We start from the raw sequence: 18333 nt of genomic DNA on the forward strand, positions 1-18333 counted from the left end.
GGGGGTGAAGACACTGGAGAACAAAAAGGATTTGGAATTGTTTGCAGAAGAAATGAATGATCAATTGGACCTGTCCGCTATGCCAATGGGAACTTGGTTTTCAGCAACAACTTTTGGTAGCGCATCTTGTCCAGGCAGTTCGGTAGGAACTGCAGGTACTGCTTCATCTTTTGGCTAAAACTATAATACTAGAAATTGGGGTGAAAATTGTGGAAGAAAAAAAGGAACAGTCATTGCAACTTATCGCTGAAGAAATGAATGATATTAACTCAATGTCATCTTTAGCAGGTTTTACAACTGCTGCGACATTCGGATCTGTCGCTTGTATTGGAAGTAGTGCATCAACAGCAGGATCTATTTCTTCATATGGACAATAAAAGTTAAAAAGGAGAGACATGTATATGGCAGATACAAAAAACAACCAACTAGAACTATTTGCAGAAGAACTATCAGACCAAATTAACTTGTCCGCCGTACCTATGGCATCATTTATGTGCGCTTCATCCGGAAGTACTGCTTCTTGTCCAGGAACATCTGTTGCATGTATCGGAACTGTAAGTACTGTTGGTTAGTATTAGAATAATTTTAGTAGGAGGAACATAATGGCTAATGAAACGACTACCAAAAACACCTTAGAACTTTTTGCAGATGAATTACCAGACCAAATAGACTTGTCGGTAAACACTACTGCAGTTGGTGGTAGTACAGCAGCAACATTGACTTCTGCATCATGTCCAGCATCGACATACTCAACGTTTACAACACTAAGTAGCTACTAGACCTCACATACTAACAGTAAGACAAGTTTCTCCTGGAGTATAGGGCTTGTCTTACTCTTTACATAAAAAGAAAGTAGGTGGGTAATTGGAACAAATAAATATGTCACAGGATGAATACGAATTTATTAGTAAACCTGTATATCTAAATGAACATGTAGAATTAATAAGGGGAGCAAATAATGAACCAATGCTCTATCATCAACTAAATAAAAAATATATACGTATTTCTACATTTAGTTTAGAAGTATTAAAGCTTATGGATGGAACAAATACTGCAAAAGATATCGCCAACATTCTCCAGTCAGAATACGACATTGATAGGGATATATTTGAAAATATCCATGATTTCTTAACAACATTACGTAAATCAGGAGTCCTTAATCTAGAGCCTTTACATGAAAAAGGTATAAAGAAAGTAGTAAACAAAATATCCAAGAAACCAATGTTAAGCTTTCCACTAGTTAAATCCTTGGACCTTATTAATAATCGTCTGTTAGCCATATATCGACTTTTACCAAGAAAATTTCGCAGTTACTTTTGGTACTTGTTAATTTCAGGTGCAATAACCGCTTATATACTCTTTTTCATATTTGGTTTTTCAACAGATTTTTCAAAAGTAAATTGGTTATTACTCATCCCAATCGTAATTAGTAATTTGATCATTCACGAACTAGCCCATTCTGTTGTTACAAAAGGCTATGGAATCTCCATTCGGGAGGCCGGAGTAGCATTGCTCTATTATTTTCTACCTGTTGCATATGTAGACAGAACAGATACGTACCGGTTAAAAAGTAAAAAAAGTCGTATTCATATTGCTATAGCTGGTCCCTATTCAGATTTCGTAATTGGTGGGATGTGGGCCCTAACTGCAACTGTTATCCCTTATGATGGCGTCAGTCAATTTGCACAAATTGTTGCACTCGTTCAGTTGCTTTTTGTCTTTAATAACTTAAATTTATTGTTACCTACGGATGGTTACCATGCTGTGGAAGCATTAGTAGGAGAATTATCATTAAGAAGGAGAGCATTATATTACCTCTTCTCAGTAATAACGTTTCGTTCAGCCCCTAATTATATAGCTCTAAATAAAAAAAAGAAATTTGTTTATTTTACTTATTCCTTCGTTTCGCTTTCCTATTTTTTAATACTAGTCTCAGGGATCCTTATTCTAGTAAAAAACGAATTACATTAATGAGGTGATAATTTGACCAATGAAACAGTGGCACCATTCATAATGTTACGTGTTGCAGGAGGAAATATTGAGAAATTAAATAAATTAGATTTAACTAAAACCGTCAGTAACATCGAAAAAATATTAGATATCAAAAAGGATATAGAAAGTGTAAAAGTGACTTTGGATGAAGCACTATATCAATTAGTATCTACGTTTACAGAGGAAGAAAGACATCTATCGAATTTCACATTAAAAGTAAAAAGAAATATATTTAATGGAAGACCTTTGAATATATCGCCGGAATATACTCACGAAATAAGATCACGTATTTTAAAGAAAGACTTACATTTATTATTAACTTGGCATCAAAAAATACACGAGATAGAAAAACTGATGATTGACACAAAGAAAATATTTGATACAGAATTAGTAATCGCAAATACTAATTTAGCATCTGAAATGGATAACAGCGAATGGAAAAAGGGAATGGCTATTGCTAACCCTAGTTATTTAACTACTTTCAACAAAAACAAAAAGAAATTATGGCATCCCCATAAACAGTTTGCGCGTACTAGTATATCCTATTTAAATCGCATAACTGCCAAGACGAGCCCTTTTAGTACATTTACCAAAATTGGTATGACTTCCTTTACTCCACAAGAAAACCATATAAAAGAGGATAAGAACTATCGATATAATTTCTGCAGCGTAACGAAAGCCCTTTGTTCAGAGCTTGTATTTGAAATGGTTAAAAAAGCAGAATTTCAACCCTATTTTACTTATGAGAAAAATACCTCAATTAGATTCGTAACTCCTACAAATATTCAGTATGTTGTCAGTGATTTTTCTATAGCCAATGGTTTTGCCTGGAGAAATGATAACCTGATAACTAAAAATTTAAACGAGGATCAATTACTGTTTTTACAAAATGTCGAAAAAAGTACGTATGATGAAATAGTTGCGTCTACCCCAATACCTTTTTCCAAGTTGATTGATATGCAACTTATTAAACCTGTTCTGCCTTTTTCAAGAAAGACCGAACAACCATTGTTTGTATTAGGTGAATTTCTAAAAAATAAGCAAACTTTTAAAACAAGGAGGATTGCAAGAATTGCAAAGTGGATTGAAGATTGTATCCTCCTGATGGAAGGAAGTGACTCACGAAAGAGAATATCCTATCAGAAGTTTATTTATCTACAAACCAAGCGTATGTTTGACATGGTGAGCAGCTCCTACTCTAGTAAGGTATTAAACAATAGCTTAATATATGAAAATGCACGCTCTGAAAGAAAACATCCACCTTTGGGGAAGTATGTAAAACAAGATCTGGAATATTTAGCAGAACACATGAGAAAGTATATGTTTGTTACACATGTATATGAGCTATTATGTGATCATTTCATTCAGTTATTTGGCCGCGGAGGTGTTTGTACAGATATTAAGGAATTTTTATATAGCTTTGAGAGTCGAAAAGACCGTGTGAGATTAATGAAAAAAGCATTAAGGAAGGATAAACAATTAGCAAACGCCCTTGTTCAAGAAAGGATATTTGCCCCTATAAGTGACAGTGCATCCCCGCCTAATGCAACAATATTCTACCAAATAGCAGCGGAGAATGGTTACGAGGATATTATCAATGGTAATTATAAACTAGTGCTTAATCAAGGAAGTTCGGGTCAGGGAGGATTATTATTACGATTTGAATCTATGTTTTCAGATGAAAAGGGTGACTTAAAAAAGCGAATGGGGGATTGGATTCAGTCCATGTACCCAAACTCTGAGGTAGTAAATTTACCAGTTATTTCGGAGTTTAACAATCTGCAATCCGATCGAGGCATAACTAAAAGATCCCTAAGGATAGGTGGAGAAACATCTACAACAGAAGAGTATGATGATTATTTATTAGAGGATCTAATTCTCGTTCATTGTGACGATAATAATACCCTTACACTGATGAATAAAGAAAGGAAACCAATTGCTCCAATTTACCTTGGAACAGTACCGCAACATATGCATTATGGCATCATTTCCTATATTTTAACAATTAGTATGCCATGGATAAATGCATTTGATATAAATGGTACATCCCCTTTTTCAACAAAGACTGCTCCACCAGAAAAAGTAGAATTTCATGAGCGGCTGGAAAGTGGACGTATTGTGCTTAAGCGAGCAAAATGGGTCATTCCAAGATATTTATTCCCGATAAAAGAACAACATGAAAATTCCTATGCATATTTCTTGAGGATAAAGGAATTCCAAAAAGAGTATAATCTGCCTGAAGAAGGATTCTTAGCAAATGATCAGGCCAAATTTTCCATAGATACTAAAAAAAGAAAACCTCTGTACTTCAATTTTAATAATTATCATTCTATAGAAGCGGCCGTACAAACCTTATTAGAGGGGCAGGTACTAGCAATTTCTTTTACAGAAGCACTCCCAAATAAAGCTACACATTGGTTGAAAGATGATGAAGGTCAATTTTATACAACTGAATATATGTCACTCTTAAAATGGTCACGAGATAATATAAATATAAGGAGTGAAGAAAATGAAGAATTGGGTATTTTATAGTATTTATGTTCCCACCTTTAATTATTTGGAACATTCCATTGAAGGCATTGTTATTCCAACTGTTGAAAAGGTGAAAAGTAATTTCGTTATTCATCAGTGGTTCTTCATTCGTTATGTTGATATGCAAGGTCCGCACATCCGATTAAGATTTTTAATAGATGAAAAAGATATGGAATGCTTAGAAGAGGTAATGGATGAAGTAATTGAAAAGAAGTTAGCAGCACTTATTTCAAAGCCTCCCTTACCATTGTCACGGTTGCTTCGGTTGCCTCCACAAGAAAAAGAATTTGAAGCATCATTTGACCAAGAAGAATATGAGCCTGAGTATGAAAAATATGGTGGAATTCAAGGTGTAAAAATTGCAGAGCAGTGTTTTGAATTATCCAGTGAATTAGTAATTAATTTTACAAACAGTTCAAATTTCACGGATAAAGATCGATTCGATTTATCTTTATTACTAATGAAAATAACTGCAAAACAAGCGAAACTATCAAAGATAGAGGAACACGAATTATGGGAAAGAATTCTTTCCTACTGGAGTGGGTCAACCTATAATGAGGATGATAGATTCAAAAATAATTTAATCGAGGCAGCAAAGAAAAGACTAGATGTATTAGGCAGAAAACTAGAAGCTATTTCCCAAAAAACTAGTATGATACAATTGGTAAATGATTATGAGATGGGACTAGGAAATGCCTTTAGTAGTATGACAAAATCAGAAAAGATAGTTGTTACCAAGGAGCATTTAGCATTTCATTATATTCACATGATGAATAATCGATTAGGGGTAACACCTATTGAAGAGGCATATCTTGGCGCACTATTATTGAATGGCGATAAAGTATCAGTAAAATAAAACGTAAAAAACTTCAGTACCAATTAGTTTAATCACATAACTAGTACTGAAGTTTTTAATTTTGAATTTTCATGTGTACTTATAGAGGTTCATTACTTGAATAAACCGTCCGATCATTAAAAAGGAAGATAAAAATATCCAAGCAAAGGAATTAATAATTAACCCGAGTTGTAATCTGTTTAAAAATAGTGTCCCGCCTGTTTCCATATTAAAAATGGTGATCCCTCCCGCTGCAATAATAAAAAGGATGCCAAATAAAAGGATGTACAGGTTAAATTTATCAAATTTTGTCCAACGTCCTAAAAACTTACAATGCTTTACAAGTAACGTATAACGCTCATGTGGATCTTTTGGTAGTTTCTTCAAACCAATTGACGATAATATCTTTTTATTTAAAGATAGCATCATAAATGTTCCAATCGATCCAACTATAATTGAAAGAACTAAACTAATTAATGGAATTATTGAAATTGAATCCATGTGGTTCACTCTCCTAGTTAAACAAGATTAGTTGTAATAAAAACATACTAAAAAGTACTACAGTTGGAAATCCTGTCATAATTGTTGATTTAGCCGTAAGAAAATCAGGTAATTGTTTACTAGGTGAAATTAACCAGTTAACAAAGAGACTAAACTTAGAAAGTGGTAATGGTGGGGGTATCAATAATTCTTCAGGGAGTGGGACGTTTACTTTACTCATTTCGGTTATTAATTCTGGCATTTCTTTATAAATTTTTTTCATGAAAATATCTTGTTCTTGATAAGAATTACGCATAGTAATCTGCTCCTTCTATAAATTGTTTATTTAACTTTTTAAATATGTAATGTCTCTTAGATTTAATAGTCCCTTCTGGTTTTTTTAGAATGTGGGCTATTTCTTTAGTAGAAAAATCTTGATAAAAGGTCAATATAACAATTGCCTGTTCTTCTTTAGGTAATGTGCATAATAAGTGTTCAACAAATATATTGTTGACTGCTTTCTTTTCAGCACCTGGACTTTCTAATAAGTGTTGGCTTTGTTCTAAATTCACACTAGTGTATTTGGAATGCTTTCGATAATAATCAATACAGAGTCGATATGCAATTCGATGTAACCAAGTTTTAAACAACGCTTTTTCACTATCAAACTGATGCCTTTTTGTATACACACGAATGAAAGCTTCTTGCAGAATATCTTCGGTCATTCCTTTTTCCTGGATATAAAGATATATAAATCGATAAAGGGTTTGAGCCCATCGATGATACAACTCATCATAAACTTCTAAATTTTTGTTATTTAGCTCAATCATCAATTCCTCATCTGATAACATCTAATGCACCTCAATTATTTATCATTTAATACATACGTTATAAAAGTGGAAAGGTTCAAACAATCTGAAGTACTTCGATGAATACAGCATATGATTTTTTATGTATGTATTATAATTTAAATAAAGAAAAGTAAATAGAGTATATAGTCATGGTTGATGAATGCCCTCCTCATCTTCTCCTAGTTTAGAATGTCATGCTCATAAAATTTTCTCGATAACACACCCTATTTAAAACCATTTAAGAAAACATTATTTTAATTACAACATTCAATAGCCCCGACTCCTTTACTCGAGCGATAGAAAGCAAACGGAAAAGGTTTGTATGGCTGAAAGCTGTAAAAGCTCCATTTACCAATATGATTAAAAATACAAACACCTCTTCAAAGTATTTGAAGAGGTGTTTGTTACACATAAAAGTTTCTTTTAATATGAATTTAAGCTTCCCTGAGAATGTCTGTTTCCAACAGGATATTCCATTCCTTTTGAAATATCAAATAAGGAATAGGACTATAGAATCGAGTGGTCCAAGACCCACCCCATTTTCAATAGATATTCTCCGCTTCTTCTCCATTCAACATGAGACGGAATGAAATGTCAGCTTTTAATGAGTCTGAAACAGCACAATACTTCTGCTTCCCTAAATTAATAGCTCTCCATACTTTCTTGGCATCAATTTCACCATCAACCGTAAAGGTGACAGCGATGGCAGTAAATCCTTTAGGTAAGTCTTCTTTTCGCGTTCCATCTGTCTCGATCTCGATATTTGTAATTGCATCAAGATGCGGTTTTAGTATCATGGTTACATCAATTCCAATGCAGCCTGCAACAGATGCAAGCAACATTTCAGTAGGCGTTACACCTTTTCCTTCGCCACCATATAATTCTGTAGCGTCCATGTTGAGTTCATATCCAGAATCGCCTACTGCTGTGAAAGCTCGTTGACCATTCCATTTTGTTTGTATCTTCATTGCTGACATTCCCTTCTTGGATTAAATAACTGGGCTACATTTTATTTAAAAACTTTCTCGCTCTCTCTGTTTTAGGTTGGTTGAAAAATGAATCCGGAGTACTTTGTTCCACAACCACTCCTTCATCCATAAAAATGACACGATCAGCCACCTCACGCGCAAATTCCATTTCATGCGTGACAATCACCATCGTCATTCCTTCTTTAGCAAGTTCCTTTATAACTGCTAACACCTCGCCAACCAATTCAGGGTCTAACGCTGATGTGGGCTCGTCAAACAACATCACTTCTGGTTCAACAGCCAAAGCACGCGCAATTGCCACCCGCTGCTGTTGGCCCCCAGATAACCGCGATGGATATACATCTCTTTTTTCAGACAAACCAACTCTTTCTAGTAAGGCTTCACCCTTTTTAGTGGCTTTTTCCTTTGACCATTTCCTAACCGTTAGCAAGGCTTCAATCACATTCCCCAATACGGTTTTATGTGGATATAGGTTAAACTGCTGAAAAACCATCCCACTATGCAAACGGATCTGACGGTATGCATTTAATTGCTTTTTCTTACTATCTTCCGTGTTCACGGTAGTTCCAGCTACTTCAATCTCACCACTTGTCATGTCTTCTAATCCGTTCAAACATCTTAAAAGTGTACTTTTCCCTGAACCACTTGGCCCTAGAATCGTGATAACTTCGCCGTTTTCCACTTCTAAATTAATGTCCTTCAGTACTTCTAGTTTTTCAAAACGCTTCGATAAATGTTTTATTGTTATCATATAAACAACCCCAACTTATACATAAATAGATAGCTTCTTTTCCCATCTTTCTAGTAAGAAAGAAAAGCCTGTACTCATGATCCAATACATGAGTGCAATCGATAGATAAAACGGCATGTAAACATAGTACTGCGCAATTAAGAGTTGTGCAGATCGCAACAATTCCGTAACGGTAATGACAGAAACGAGAGATGTTTCTTTTAACATGCCAATGAACGTATTACCCGCCGGTGGAATTGCGATTCGTATTGCTTGTGGAAAGATAATACGTCGCATCGTTTGTACAGGCGTTAGGCCAGACGCATAGGCAGCTTCCATCTGTCCTTTTGGAATAGATTGCAGTGCACCACGTAAGGTTTCTGAAAGGTAAGCCCCAATGCTTATACTAAGGGCAATAATTGCTGCCGGTAATGGCTGCAGCCTAATTCCAAAATCCACAAGGCCATAATAAACAATAATAATCTGAACCAAGGTCGGGGTCCCCCGAATAATGGATACATACGCTCTAGCAATCCACCTAATTGGAGGAGCCCCTTTAAGCCTTGCAACCGCAACGATCGCAGCTATTATGGAGCCAAATAACATGGAAATAACTGTGATCAGAAGTGTATAGTATGCTCCTTGGAACAAAAATGGCAAATGATCAATGACAATATCCATTTTTAAAATTCCTTTCTTTTACGCTTGAGGCTCTTCCCCAAACCATTTTACAAAGATTTCATTATACGTTCCATCTTCTTTCATCTCCGCTAAAATACTATTTAATTCCGCTATAAGCTCTTCATTTCCTTTACGCGTCGCAATTCCAGCTTGGTCTGATTTAATTGGCTCACCGACGGCTTTAATTTTAAAACCATTTTGCTCTACAACTGGAGTTATAGCGTAAATATTATTTATTGTCGCATCAATACGCCCTGTATCAAGATCCTTTAGTGTTGTAACCACATCATCATAGGTCATAATAGTAAAGTCTCCAACCTCAGGCATAAGTTCTGTTCTTAAGTAGGTTTCATCATTTGTCCCTAAGCCAACTCCGATGTTTTTCCCCTTGAAATCTTCCACTGACGTAATGGAATCATTATCTTCTTTCACAATAACTTTAACTTGATTAGTGATATAAGGATCTGAGAAGTCCATTTGTTCTTTTCTTTCATCTGTAATGGTCATTTGACTAATAACCACATCAAATTTTTCAGATTGTAACCCTGCAATCATCCCTGAAAATTCTTGTGCAACAAATTCAACGTCTACCCCTAAACGATTGGCAACCTCTTTTGCGATATCCGCATCGAATCCGTCCATTTCCTGGTCTTCGTTAATAAAGTTATAAGGTTTATAGGTACCCATCAAACCTACTTTTAATTGGCCTTCTTCTTTAATTTGATCTAGTAATGATGATCCTTCCTTATTTGACCCCTCTGACTCTTCACCCTCTTGTTTATCTGCATCTGACCCACAAGCCGTTAGCATAATAGCAAACACTGCAAGCAATATTCCTAGTAAAAACGATTTTTTCTTCATCATAATGAACCACCCTTTTTAATATTAAATTCCTAGTAACCCAAAAAATTCAAATTGAACGACATCTTTGGCTAGTTGTTTTGCACTTTGACTTTGTAATTTAGAATAACCTTGTTGTGGGTTAAATAACCATCTCTCCAACATTCCTTCTAAAAGACTTACCAAAAGTGCAGACTGTACCATTGGATCCTTTTGTGGCAGAATACCGAGTTCAGCTGCTCTTTCAATATTTTTTTGAAAAGCGACCTCAAACTTTATCCTTGTTTCAAGGATGGCAGATTGGACAGATTCCTCTGTTTCCATCCCTTTTAAAAGAAGCCGCATGAAGTATTTATTTTCTTGAGAAAAAGCAAAGAAGTCCTCAAATAATTTTTCTGATGCTTGTACCACTTCCTGGACCGTTACTTTCGACTCCCTATATCCTTGTGAAACGACGGCAATCAAATCGGTTTCCTTATTATGTATGATTTCTAAAGCGATAGCCTCTTTACTTTTAAAGTACCAATAGAAAGTACCTTGTGCGACACCAGCAGCTTTCACGATATCCGATACTTTTGTCTTATGATAGCCATAATCAGAAAACTGTTTTAAGGCAACCTCTAAGATTTGCTCTCTTCTTTCAGAACCTTGATCTTGTGTAGTAATATAATCCACCTCCTCTTGATTGATCAGTCAGTCGGGTAGTGTTATTTTAGCTATGATTCTTTTTTAAGTCAATAAATTTGATCAGAATAGTCGGGTTTAAATTTTAGAGGGGGTTTAGGGGGGATATTTGGCTGTGGATAAGTGGGTTAACTCAAAAAATCTTAACCTCTACTGCTGTCTTCAATAACTATTAAGGCATTTTTTTAGTAATCTGATTTATAATTTGTACGATACTTGGATTTGAATCGTGCAAAGAAAGGAAATAAAAGCGATGGGATGCCTATTAATATTAAAAATTACCAATTGACGTATATAATAACTTATTAATTAAAATGTAAATGAAGATAATTATTGGAAGTTCTATTTTCAACAATACGGTTTTTGAAGAAGTTTCTAAAACATGTTCTGTGTCGCATTCTTTGCATGTGATAGGTTGCTTTTTCATATGGGCTTTGAAAATTTGTTTCCATTTAAAAATCGTAAAACATCTCTCACACTTTTGCACATCAGACTCCCTCTCTTATTTAATCCTTCCTTGATAAAAAACCGTTAGTCTACGTTACAATTCTGACATCGTTAAAAGATTAAATTCATTAGAGATATTGAGCCATATATGATAGCCCCACAAGCGATGATAAATAATCCAACCATTACAAACCCATAAGCAAATCCCTTCCCCATAGAAAACAAATCTAAAAACATATTTTTGAAAGTATCAAGAAACTTAGACATAACTCTCCCTCCCCTATCTAAATAAATAATTTCGATTTGAAGAAAACTGCTCCGTTACTTCAATATCTTTTAAGTAAATACTAACATAATATTCCAAATATAAAAATGAGTGAGGCTGGGACAAAGTTATATTATTGCTGTTTAAACACGAATAATACTTTCTAGCGTCGCTTGGCAGAACACTTCGCTTTCCACGGGCACGGCCTCAGCCTCCTCGTGGAAAAGGCACCACTGTGGGGTCTTCGGACTCGCGCTATTCCCGTTGGAGTCTCCGCATTCTGCCTACGCTAAAACAAGAAAACCCGAACTAGGCAAACCTTTATACAAGGAGTTGCATGATAGTTCGGGTTTTAAATTGTTTAGAGAACTTTTGTCCCAACCTCTATCAAATCTTTATTGAATAACTTAGCCTTGAGCTAGTAAATATATAATAGCCCCCCTTCTAGTGAGACTACTATGTATAGCGTTACTTACATTATTTAATATCTTTTTTCCTTTTCATTTTCGCTCTATACGGCATGATTAGAACCAAGAAGGTAATGACAATAAAGGATAACGATATTGGTTTAGTGAAAAATATAGTGAAATCTCCTGTAGATGTTAAGATTGCACCGCGTAGATTTTCTTCCAGCATAGGTCCTAAAATAAATGCAAAAAAGAATGGGGCTAATGGGAAGTTCGTTTTTCTCATGAAGTAACCTAAAATCCCAAATACAAGCATAATGCCTATATCAAAAACACGCTGGTTAATCATATAAACACCAATGAAACAAAAAGCTGCAATAAAGGGGATTAAATATGCTTCCGCTTTTTGGATAATGATAGCAAAAGCAGGAACAAAGGCTGTATTCAAAATTAGCAACAAAATGTTAGCAATAAAAAAGCCGGCAAATGAGGCCCATACAATATCTGAGGAGTTTTCGAACAATAATGGTCCTGGCTGCAATCCGACCATCATTAATCCTCCTAACAAAACAGCTGTTGCCGCAGATCCAGGAATGCCCAAGGCAAAAGTAGGAATGAGAGCACCACCTACAGATGCGTTATTAGCCGCTTCTGGTCCACTTAACCCTTGTGACACCCCAGTGCCAAACTTTTCAGGGGTTTTGGATAATTTCTTTTCAATATTATAAGACATGAATGTTGCTAAGAGCGCTCCTGTACCAGGTAGTACACCAATAACAAACCCTATAACAGATCCCCTAACCATAGCCCAGAAGTTACTAAAAACCTCACTAACTTTCGGGAATAAAGAAGAAAATGTTAATTTCTCCCCCTTTTTGTTTGAAACCTTTTCTTCTAGTCTAATAAGTGTCTCGGAAATACCAAAAAGCCCTATCCCTACGACTGCTATATTGATCCCATCCCAAAGTTCTACTATTCCAAACGTTAAGCGCTGAGTACCTGTTATCGGATCTGTTCCAATTGTAGCAATTAATAAACCTAATAACGTAGCTATAATTGGTTTTAATGGCTTTTTATTTGTTAATCCACAAGCTGCAATTAAGGTAAATAAAATGAGGGAGAAATACTCAGCAGGACCAAAGATCAAGGCAAGTTCGGCTAATATACTTGTCAGAAAGATCATACCTAGAAATCCAACAAGTCCCCCAATAAACGAACTGACAGCACTTAAAGTCAATGCGTAGCCTGCCTTGCCTTTTCTTGCCATTGGATATCCCTCAAAAGTAGTTACAATGGCCCCGCCATCGCCTGGAACATTTATTAATATAGAACTGATTCGACCTCCATACATGGTTCCCAGATAAATACTCATTAATAAAATTAAGGCACTTAATTGTTCCATCTGAAAGGTTAATGGAAGAAGAAGTGCAATTCCTGTAATTGGCCCGAGCCCCGGTAAGACTCCGATCAATGTTCCCATGGATACTCCTGCTAAGCACCATAACATCGCAGTTGGGTTTGACATAACCGTTGTGAAACCATTTAGTAGTTCTGTTAGCAACATTCTCACCTCCAACATTGTTAGGTAAAACGCTTATTCAAACATTCCTTTAGGCAATGTAAGTCCTAACCACCAGTCAAAAATGACATACATGATAATTAAAATCGCAACTGAAAAAGTTAGCGATTTAGCCCATGGGACTTTTTGTACTGCTGTTAGCATTAAAAACATAAAAAGTCCGATAACCGGAAGCATACCGAATACATTTGTTAATGCAATACATACAATTAAGGAAATGATTAAGATACATTGCTTGATTATGATATCTTTATGGAAACCTTCCTGACCTCCACTCATTTGCTTTACTAACGCTTGTGGTACTTCTTCATCCTGCTTTTCTGGTTTTTTTCTTAACATTGTTATGAAACAATAGCAAACCAATATAAATAAGATCGTTGAAATAATACGAGGGAAAAAGCCTGCTCCAATCACCCCGCTTGTTGCATATAATGGTAAGCCGAAAGAAAAAAAGAGATAAAAACTGGAGAGTAAAATTAGAAAGGTAACAAAATAACGTTCCAGCAACATATAATACCTCCTCCCAAGTACGTGCTTTAAGGGAGCGAAGTACCGATCACTCCCTTTTGTGATTACCATTTATTTATTAAGACTATTAAGGTACGTTTCATATCTCGATCCTGCTTCTTGAATTAATTCTGTATATTCTTCCGTACCTTTGAAGTAAGGAACTAGGCCACGCTTCTTCAAGAAATCCTTCCACGTGTTTGTCTCTGACATCTCTTTCAGCTTTTCCTCCCAATAGCTAACTACAGCGTCCGGAACATCCCCACCTGTCCAAATTCCAGTGAATCTCGTATATTCGTAGTCAATTCCAGATTCTTTTAAAGTAGGAACATCTGGGAAATCCTCTGAACGTTCATCTGAAAGCACTGAGAGAGGTCTAATTTCACCTGCTTTAACATAGTCCTTTATCACGGCCGCTACCCCAAACGTAGTGTCTACTTGATCGCCTAACACCGCTGTTAGTCCTTCAGCAGCCCCACCTTGTGGTACATAATTTAGTTTTTCAATTCCTACTACATCCTTTAGCTCCTCCCACCGGAATACCTCTCCACCTTCAATAGGGCCAAGTGTAGCAACCGTAATATCTTGATTTGTTTTTAATGCTTCTACCAGATCAGTTATCGTTTTGTATGGGGAATCTGCTTTTACCACAATAAATATTTCACTAGTTCCCAATGAAGCAATTGGTTTGAAGTCCGAAAATTCTACTCCAGATTCTGGTATCCAACCAGGTCCATATTCAGGCATAACTTGTAATACATAAGGGTCATCTTTTTTATTTGCAGCTTCTTTTGCTGCTACAAGTCCGCCTGCTCCTGGTTTATTTACCACAACAAATGGCTGTTCCATAATGTTTTCATTATTAAGCGTTTCGCCGGCTGTTCTCATAATTAGATCCTGTCCTCCACCTGGCGTAAAACCAACAATGGCATCAATAGGCTTTTCAGGGTAGTTTTCTGGAAGTCCTTCCTCCCCTTCTTTAGAATTCGCTTCACTCGTAGAACTTGATGTATTACACCCTCCTAATACTAGCGTCAGCACAATTACAAACAGACCTAAACAAAATAATTTCGCTCTCCATTTATTCATCATTTCATTCCACCTCACCTTTTTTTAGTCCTCAAATGCAACATGCAGTAAACCAAGGATTTTTTTTCGCAATAACTTGTTCTAGATGGAAAGCTTAGATGCTTCAACTTCGTGAGAGACTCATTATCTGTAACAATGCTTTTTCAACTCTTTTCTTACTTCTTCTGGAAGAGGTTCGGAAAGTTGTTTTTCCCGGTTATAGTGTACGTAGGTTGTTGTGCCTTTTACACAGCATGTTTCGTTTTGCCAAATTTCCTCATATAATTGTAGGCTAGTAGTTCCGATCTTTTTCACCCATGTACGGACTTCTACGTTTTTCCCAAAATATATGGCACGGACATAATCTATGTTCATATTCACTATAATCATTTTCCAATCTTTAAAACTGTGATTGGCATTAAACAACTTAAATAACTTGTTTCTACCTGCTTCCAACCAAACAGGGGCAACCGTATTATTAATATGGCCGAGTCCATCGGTTTCAGAAACACGTGGTTCTATCATTGTTCTATACATGTTCACTCTTTCCCATCGTCGTTTACTAATTGTCCTTTATAAGCGCTCGTATATATTTCCTGAATATCCTTAATGTCTAAAGGTTTTGGACTTCGATTCAGTAATCTAGTCTGCTTCATTCCATTTTCTGCTAGGATCATAATATCGTCCAAGTGAATATCATATTCTTTTAAGCTAGTAGGCAACCCAACTTCCCTCACCAAATCTTGTAAACGTTGTACGACATCCATCGCAATTTCTTGGTCACTTTTTCCATCGATTGGCAGATTAAAGGCTTTCGCTATGTTTGTCATCTTCGCTAAACAAGACGACCAAATATGACCATATACATATGGTAATAGAACTGCATTCGATTCACCGTGCGGTATTTTGAATAAACCGCCTAATGGGTACGCTAAGCCGTGCACGCCTGCTACCCCAGCATTATAAAAGCTTAAACCCGCTATTAAGCTACCTAAAGCCATTTGTTCTCTTGCTTCCTTATCATGGCTATTCCATACCGCGTTTCGGATATGCTTATAAATCCGCCCCATTGCATCCAATGCCAATGTGTCTGTTAAAGCGGTGGAGTGAACGGAGGTATATGCTTCTATTGCATGTGTTAGTGCATCGATTCCACTTGCTGCTGTTATCTTGGGTGGCAACGTATACGTTAGTTCTGGATCCACAATGGCATAATCAGCTAATAAATTTTCGTGTGTAATCACGTCTTTTGTATTTTCCAATGAAAACACTGCGATATCCGTTACTTCTGACCCCGTACCAGAAGTAGTGGGGATCAACACTTTAGGTAAACCTTTATTAGTAAATCTCTTTTTCTTCTTTAAGTTTAAGTAATCTTCTACTTTCCCCTCATTTTTCCCAAGAACAGCTGCTACTTTTGCTAAATCTAACGCACTCCCCCCTCCTACTCCGATAACTAACTCAACCTCTGTTTTTCTTACTTTATCTACTATTTGGTCACCTATATACAGTGTTGGTTCTGGCACTACGTCAGTAGAAATCTCAACCTTAATATGATATTTATCCAATTGTACGAGTATAGAATCGATCACTCCGAGTTCTTTTATCATTGGATCAACAAGAAGAAACACGCTCTTTACTTGTAAGTCTTTTATAATTTCATTTAAATGTTTTAATGATCCAGCTCCATGATAGATATTTTTAGGTGATATAAAATGTGCCACTGTGCTCACTTCCCCACCTTTCTTAGTAGCCTTTGCAAGAACCTAAAACCAATCCTTAGGTACACCAAAAGTAGCTGTTTTTATTGAAATAGATTTATAAACTTAACCAATACATCCCGATCCCCTTCGACTTTCATTAGGCCATTCTCTAGTAGTTCGTCTATACCATGTATTCCTAAAATAACCTTTTTCCACATTTCCTCCGTCGTTTCAATACGGAGATCTGGGGATACCAGCTCTCCTTCTCGCACTTCTGCGACTCCTCTCCGTACATGGATCTGATAGGTTACATTTGATTCCATCATGTTGGCACATACATGTATGACTTCATTTTCACTCTTCTTCGGATCAAGCAATACTGCCATCTTCAAAAAGAATTGTTCTATGGGCATAGAATTGGCATTGGTAAATTGAGTCTTTTTTGTAGGGGACTGAAAGGTAATATCCCCCTTAATCTCCAACGCCTGTGACAAATAATAAGAGCGATTATTTGAGTTCTGGGAAGCTAATCCTAACTGAAATAACGCTTCGGATTTAACAAATAAAACATCGCTTGCACCTGGAGTATCAGCAAGAAGCAGGTCAGACAGTTCTGCTGCCCACTGATATTCCTCCTCAACTAATGCTCCTCTAGCTTCCATTAGCATGTTTTCATAGCCACCCGCTAAATCGATCAATTTCTTCGCCCTTGCTTTGTAATGAAGAGGAGCTAAATTCGTTGCGTTTCCGTCGAACCAACCAACGTATCCTTCAAAGATGGCTCTGACTGATTGCGAAACATCCCCATATAGTTCACGTAATTCCTTATAATCCTGAAGGTGAGCTGGAAGGGTGATTTCTTCAACTAATTCGTCAGGTGTTTTCCCCTGATTCATTCCTCTGACAACAGAATCGTGAATATATTGAATAGCATCACGATACATGGTAAGTAGCTCATCAATTTTTTGCGATCCATACACAGGCTCAGCATGGCTCGGTACTAAGTATTCCGCCGGTAAATCCCGCATCTTATCTAATGATTTAACCCATTGGTAGACAGGACGAGCTGTGGTCCCCCTGATCGTATATAAGTTAGGAAAACAAGGATAATAATTGTCAGCGCTAAGTAATACTTTCTTCTCCGGTATCCAAATAAAAATTTGGTCATCCGTTTCTCCTGGAGCTGAAACCAACTTTAACTTTAAGTCGCCAATGTTCAATTGCAAGGAGTCTGCAAAATCCTCAGTAGGTATTATTAGTGGTGGGTTACTTCGATCCACTTTAAGAAATGGTCCCAAGCCACTGGCAGGAATCAATTCTTTTGGAACTCTGACACCGAACTGTCGCGCTCCTCTTCTTGTCAGGATCGGATCTAGTTGATTAAATTGCTGATTAATAAACTCCTTCGTTTTTGCATGAGCATATACCTTTGTATTTTCGTCCATAAAAACGGAGGCTCCACGAATGTGATCCGTATGTCCGTGCGTATAAATGATCGCAGCGGTTGGCTGAGGGGAAATGGAACTGAACTCTGCTCTTATTTCTTTCGCTGCTTCTGTACTTTCTGTTGTGTCAACTATGACATTTCCTGCATTTGTAACCAACAAGATAGAATTTGCTAGGCCATAGCCTATCGCGGAATATACACCATCTGTCACCTTTTCCACCCGTTTAGTGAATCGTTTTGCATGTTCAAATAACTGGCCCGCATTATGATTCGGTTTTAATTTGTTTATTTCCATC

22 protein-coding genes are annotated in these 18333 nt (G+C 36.5%); 7 read left to right on the forward strand and 15 right to left on the reverse strand.

Translation table 11 applies throughout. The features are described 5' to 3' along the window. Nucleotides 1-4 precede the first annotated feature (4 nt). From ACTWPF_RS14755 to ACTWPF_RS14785, 7 genes are all read left to right on the forward strand, one after another. A complete protein-coding gene (locus tag ACTWPF_RS14755; RefSeq protein ID WP_234368448.1) occupies nucleotides 5-178 on the forward strand; it encodes a thiocillin family RiPP in 174 nt (57 codons plus the stop codon). Further along, nucleotides 171-377 carry a thiocillin family RiPP gene (locus ACTWPF_RS14760; RefSeq protein WP_234368447.1) on the forward strand — a complete coding sequence of 69 codons (207 nt, stop codon included), beginning with the start codon at nucleotides 171-173 and terminating at the stop codon, nucleotides 375-377. Before ACTWPF_RS14755 ends, ACTWPF_RS14760 begins: the two co-directional genes overlap by 8 nt. 24 nt (nucleotides 378-401) lie before the next feature. Further along, nucleotides 402-572, forward strand: coding sequence for a thiocillin family RiPP (locus ACTWPF_RS14765; protein ID WP_159033211.1), 171 nt, complete (start codon nucleotides 402-404; stop codon nucleotides 570-572). 30 nt (nucleotides 573-602) lie between these two features. Next, a complete protein-coding gene (locus ACTWPF_RS14770; protein ID WP_106896033.1) occupies nucleotides 603-779 on the forward strand; it encodes a thiocillin family RiPP in 177 nt (58 codons plus the stop codon). Between the two features lie 85 nt (nucleotides 780-864). Continuing rightward, nucleotides 865-1971, forward strand: coding sequence for a PqqD family peptide modification chaperone (locus ACTWPF_RS14775; RefSeq protein ID WP_234368446.1), 1107 nt, complete (start codon nucleotides 865-867; stop codon nucleotides 1969-1971). A 12-nt stretch (nucleotides 1972-1983) separates the two neighbouring features. Then, complete coding sequence (locus ACTWPF_RS14780) at nucleotides 1984-4524, forward strand: lantibiotic dehydratase (RefSeq protein WP_443149600.1); 2541 nt, start codon at nucleotides 1984-1986, stop codon at nucleotides 4522-4524. After that, a complete protein-coding gene (locus tag ACTWPF_RS14785; RefSeq protein WP_443149601.1) occupies nucleotides 4502-5380 on the forward strand; it encodes a thiopeptide-type bacteriocin biosynthesis protein in 879 nt (292 codons plus the stop codon). Before ACTWPF_RS14780 ends, ACTWPF_RS14785 begins: the two co-directional genes overlap by 23 nt. Before the next feature lie 69 nt (nucleotides 5381-5449). Here ACTWPF_RS14785 and ACTWPF_RS14790 read toward each other — a convergent pair whose 3' ends face one another. The 15 genes from ACTWPF_RS14790 to ACTWPF_RS14860 form a co-directional block, all read right to left on the reverse strand. Beyond that, nucleotides 5450-5860 carry a hypothetical protein gene (locus ACTWPF_RS14790; protein WP_443149602.1) on the reverse strand — a complete coding sequence of 137 codons (411 nt, stop codon included), beginning with the start codon at nucleotides 5858-5860 and terminating at the stop codon, nucleotides 5450-5452. A 13-nt stretch (nucleotides 5861-5873) separates the two neighbouring features. Next, a complete protein-coding gene (locus ACTWPF_RS14795) occupies nucleotides 5874-6155 on the reverse strand; it encodes a hypothetical protein (protein ID WP_443149603.1) in 282 nt (93 codons plus the stop codon). Further along, complete coding sequence (locus tag ACTWPF_RS14800; protein ID WP_443149604.1) at nucleotides 6148-6690, reverse strand: RNA polymerase sigma factor; 543 nt, start codon at nucleotides 6688-6690, stop codon at nucleotides 6148-6150. Before ACTWPF_RS14800 ends, ACTWPF_RS14795 begins: the two co-directional genes overlap by 8 nt. A 542-nt stretch (nucleotides 6691-7232) precedes the next feature. Beyond that, nucleotides 7233-7658 carry an OsmC family protein gene (locus ACTWPF_RS14805; RefSeq protein ID WP_443149605.1) on the reverse strand — a complete coding sequence of 142 codons (426 nt, stop codon included), beginning with the start codon at nucleotides 7656-7658 and terminating at the stop codon, nucleotides 7233-7235. Between the two features lie 34 nt (nucleotides 7659-7692). Beyond that, the gene (locus ACTWPF_RS14810) at nucleotides 7693-8430 is read right to left on the reverse strand and encodes an amino acid ABC transporter ATP-binding protein (RefSeq protein WP_443149606.1); all 738 of its coding nucleotides are present in this window, start codon (nucleotides 8428-8430) and stop codon (nucleotides 7693-7695) included. Nucleotides 8431-8445: 15 nt separating this feature from the next. Further along, nucleotides 8446-9090 (reverse strand): amino acid ABC transporter permease, encoded by a 645-nt coding sequence (locus tag ACTWPF_RS14815; protein ID WP_036574520.1) that lies wholly within the window; start codon nucleotides 9088-9090, stop codon nucleotides 8446-8448. Between the two features lie 18 nt (nucleotides 9091-9108). Further along, nucleotides 9109-9957, reverse strand: a complete 849-nt coding sequence (locus ACTWPF_RS14820; protein ID WP_443149647.1) for a substrate-binding periplasmic protein — start codon at nucleotides 9955-9957, stop codon at nucleotides 9109-9111. A gap of 18 nt (nucleotides 9958-9975) precedes the next feature. Then, on the reverse strand, nucleotides 9976-10605 hold the full coding sequence (locus ACTWPF_RS14825) for a TetR/AcrR family transcriptional regulator (protein ID WP_443149607.1): 630 nt from the start codon (nucleotides 10603-10605) through the stop codon (nucleotides 9976-9978). A gap of 567 nt (nucleotides 10606-11172) precedes the next feature. Then, the gene (locus ACTWPF_RS14830) at nucleotides 11173-11328 is read right to left on the reverse strand and encodes a hypothetical protein (RefSeq protein WP_443149608.1); all 156 of its coding nucleotides are present in this window, start codon (nucleotides 11326-11328) and stop codon (nucleotides 11173-11175) included. A gap of 475 nt (nucleotides 11329-11803) precedes the next feature. Next, the gene (locus ACTWPF_RS14835) at nucleotides 11804-13297 is read right to left on the reverse strand and encodes a tripartite tricarboxylate transporter permease (RefSeq protein ID WP_443149609.1); all 1494 of its coding nucleotides are present in this window, start codon (nucleotides 13295-13297) and stop codon (nucleotides 11804-11806) included. A gap of 30 nt (nucleotides 13298-13327) precedes the next feature. Then, nucleotides 13328-13822 carry a tripartite tricarboxylate transporter TctB family protein gene (locus tag ACTWPF_RS14840; RefSeq protein WP_443149610.1) on the reverse strand — a complete coding sequence of 165 codons (495 nt, stop codon included), beginning with the start codon at nucleotides 13820-13822 and terminating at the stop codon, nucleotides 13328-13330. 69 nt (nucleotides 13823-13891) lie between these two features. Next, on the reverse strand, nucleotides 13892-14911 hold the full coding sequence (locus ACTWPF_RS14845; protein WP_443149611.1) for a tripartite tricarboxylate transporter substrate binding protein: 1020 nt from the start codon (nucleotides 14909-14911) through the stop codon (nucleotides 13892-13894). Nucleotides 14912-15031: 120 nt separating this feature from the next. Continuing rightward, nucleotides 15032-15424: an acyl-CoA thioesterase gene (locus tag ACTWPF_RS14850; RefSeq protein WP_443149612.1), complete on the reverse strand. Its 393-nt coding sequence runs from the start codon at nucleotides 15422-15424 to the stop codon at nucleotides 15032-15034. Between the two features lie 2 nt (nucleotides 15425-15426). Continuing rightward, on the reverse strand, nucleotides 15427-16611 hold the full coding sequence (locus ACTWPF_RS14855; protein ID WP_443149613.1) for an iron-containing alcohol dehydrogenase: 1185 nt from the start codon (nucleotides 16609-16611) through the stop codon (nucleotides 15427-15429). Between the two features lie 80 nt (nucleotides 16612-16691). Beyond that, nucleotides 16692-18332: an alkyl sulfatase dimerization domain-containing protein gene (locus ACTWPF_RS14860; RefSeq protein WP_443149614.1), complete on the reverse strand. Its 1641-nt coding sequence runs from the start codon at nucleotides 18330-18332 to the stop codon at nucleotides 16692-16694. Nucleotide 18333 lies beyond the last annotated feature (1 nt).

This window comes from Oceanobacillus sp. M65, from assembly GCF_052246275.1.
Taxonomy (GTDB): domain Bacteria; phylum Bacillota; class Bacilli; order Bacillales; family Amphibacillaceae; genus Oceanobacillus_B; species Oceanobacillus_B jordanicus.